This window comes from uncultured Ruminococcus sp. (assembly GCF_937915125.1).
GTDB lineage: Bacteria > Bacillota > Clostridia > Oscillospirales > Ruminococcaceae > Ruminococcus_C.
This window is the reverse complement of sequence record NZ_CALDMP010000084.1, coordinates 1-2,977: the sequence shown is the minus strand read 5'-3', so window position 1 is coordinate 2,977 and position 2,977 is coordinate 1. Positions and strand designations below refer to the sequence as shown.

3 protein-coding genes are annotated in these 2,977 nt (G+C 47.3%); all 3 read left to right on the top strand.

Going from position 1 to position 2,977, the window contains the following annotated elements; all coding sequences use genetic code 11:
• The first annotated feature begins 208 nt into the window (after nucleotides 1-208).
• Nucleotides 209-994 (top strand): sugar transferase, encoded by a 786-nt coding sequence (locus tag Q0418_RS08510; RefSeq protein ID WP_298483709.1) that lies wholly within the window; start codon nucleotides 209-211, stop codon nucleotides 992-994.
• 271 nt (nucleotides 995-1,265) lie between these two features.
• Complete coding sequence (locus Q0418_RS08505) at nucleotides 1,266-2,180, top strand: helix-turn-helix domain-containing protein (protein ID WP_298483708.1); 915 nt, start codon at nucleotides 1,266-1,268, stop codon at nucleotides 2,178-2,180.
• Nucleotides 2,181-2,346: 166 nt separating this feature from the next.
• A partial coding sequence (locus Q0418_RS08500; protein WP_298483707.1) for a leucine-rich repeat domain-containing protein occupies nucleotides 2,347-2,977 on the top strand: 631 nt, incomplete at its 3' end.

The window sequence follows — 2,977 nt, the reverse complement described above, 5'->3', positions numbered from 1 at the left end:
TTGTTTCATCTGACGAAAAATCTGACGGCGCATCTGACGCACAATCTTTGTGCGTTATTGCCTAAATCCCCCTGCATTCCACTGTAATGGGAAACGCCGGGGGATTTTTGCATTTCACAACAAATATTTACAATTTGTGTTTGACAAACTGCGCCATCTATTGTATAATAACTAGTGTATATCTTTTGGGCGAAAGTGAGAAGTGGATATGAGGATAAACGGAAGTCTGACAGAGGAACAGGTAACAGAGCTTACCCTATCCTCCATGAAAAAAAATCCAGAAGGTGTGACGGAATATCCGATTCTGGAATTTGACCAGCGTGCACTGGGTCTGCTTTCCGATGGCGTATCCGAAACGCTGCGGTACAGCGATACAAAGCCGGCGGGCGGGCTGTTTTATCGGGCAGTAAAGCGTGCGTTTGATATTGCTGCATCTGCCATCGCACTGCTCCTTCTGGGAATCCCCATGGGATTTCTGGCACTTGTAATCTACTTGCAGGACAAAGGGTCTCCGATTTTTTCTCAGGCGAGATTGACGGAAAACGGCAAGGTGTTCCGGATGTACAAATTTCGTTCCATGTGTGTGGATGCCGAGGCAAGATTTGCAGAGGTACAGAAAGCCAACGAAACAGACGGTCTGGCTTTTAAAAGTGAAAATGATCCCCGTATCACAAAAATCGGTCGTTTTATCCGAAAGACTTCCATTGACGAACTGCCTCAGCTCTGGAATATTCTGAAAGGGGACATGTCCATTATCGGACCCCGTCCGCCCCTTCCTCGTGAAGTGGTGCTGTACACGCCCCACCAGATGGAACGTCTCATGGTAAAAGGTGGTTTGTCCTGTATTTGCCAGGTAGAAGGCAGAAGTGATATGGAATTTGACAAATGGGTGGAGTCTGACATTCAATATGTGAAAACACGCAGCCTTGGATTGGATCTCAAGCTGTTGTTCAAAACAATCGGTGTGGTGATCCTGAAAAAAGGCGCACGGTAAACGGACGTGTGATGTTATGAAAGGGCAGTCCTGAAAAAATGGGCTGCCCTTTTTCGTGCACTCAAAAAAGCACGCAAAATCGGGAATGCAACCGGAAGTTGACATAAAAATATCGTAATGCAACATGAAATTGGTGGTGTTTGCGGCGTGGAAATGGTATATTAGGGACAGGATAAATTTTTGGACATGGCAGATTCCCCGGGCACAATAGTGCAATGACGGAGGAACAGAGAAACAAAAATGATCCAATAAAATTTTGGAGGTATACGGTATGACAACAGGAAATAATATTCAAATTTACAGAAAGCGCTTGGGAAAGACCCAGGAGGAATTTGCGGAGCAGATGGGTGTCTCCCGTCAGACGGTGTCAAAATGGGAATCCGATGGATGCTGTCCGGAAATGGAAAAGCTGTTGACGATGTGTGAGTTGTTCGGCTGTGATCTGGACACACTGGTGCGCGGTGATGCGTCCGAATCTCTGAAAGAGGACAGTGCCGGCTATGATGCCCATATGAACCAGTTCACCTGGCAGATTTGTGTGGGTACGATACTGGTGCTGTGCGGTGTGGCAGTAATGTTTGCACTGGCAGGACTTGGTGTTCCGGAAGTTCTCGCTACGATCGCACTGTTTGGATTTATTATTGTGGCAGTGGGATTCTTTGTTGTGGGTGGTATCCAGCACGGAGACTTTGTGAAAAAGCATCCCAAAATTTCTGCATTTTATACAGATACGCAGAAAGAAGCATACCAGAAGAAATTCCCGGTGCTTCTGGTGGCAGGGATTATTCTGGTGCTGCTTGGCGTAGTATTTCTCATGGGAATGACTGCGCTGTTCGGGGAAGCACGAATGGATCAGGACGAACAGCTGGAGGAACTGATCATGGCAGGCTTTTTTGTGTTTCTCATTGTGGCTGCGCCCATTCTGATCTATGCCGGGATGCAGAAAGGGAAATATGATCTGGACAGCTATAACCGGGACAACGACCCGGAAAAAACACCGGCGCAGAAGCGGATTTCTGCTGCGAATTCTTGCATTATGCTGGCGGCAACGGCAGTGTTCCTGGTCTGGGGTCTGGTGTTCCACGGATGGCATATCTGCTGGATCGTCTATGTGGTAGGCGGTCTGCTTTGTGGAATTTTTTCTGTTCTGGGTGAATCCAGGACATCGGAGGATAAAAAAGAGTAAGACAGCACCGCACAAAGCCGTCATGCAAGCTTTGTGCGGTGTTATTTTAGGCAGTTTTTCGCAATATTTCTCTGCTTTTTTCTGTAAAACAGTTGAAATTGGCTCCTCTTTGTGATATAATGGAAAAAGCATAATAGAGTAATGCATTCTTGAAAGGAGCATTGTCATGAAGAAAATCGGAAAACAAATATTGGCTGCGATTTTTGCCATTCTTGTGGGAACATCCTGCATCCAGCTTTCTGTGCCGGGGGTGCAGCTGCTGCATGCCTATGGGGCAGACCAAGAGGCAGAAGGTCTGGAATTCAGTGTCAGCGGCGGCGAAGCAACTGTCATCGGCTGTACTTCTACAGCATCCGAGATCGTGATTCCGTCAGAATATGAGGGCTATCCGGTGACAGCCATCGGGGAGAAGGCGTTCTATGAATGTGGCACGCTGGTCAGTGTAACCATTCCCCAGGGTGTGACCACACTGGGGGACTATGCCTTTGGCTATTGCGATAATTTGACTACCATTTATATGCCAGTGAGCGTGACGCATTGGGGCTATGGTGTATCCTATGATTGTTTGAGCCTGTCTGATGTCTATTATGAGGGCACATCAGATGAATGGAACAGCATCGAAGAAGAGGACGGAAACGGTTATCTCCTGTGGGGTTCCACGACCCATTATAATTTTGCGTATTCGCAAATCGAACTATCAAGTGGGCTGATATACAGCGTCAGCGGTGGCGAAGCCACTGTCATCGGCTGTAATTCTACAGCATCCGAGATCGTGATTCCGTCAGAATATGAGGGCT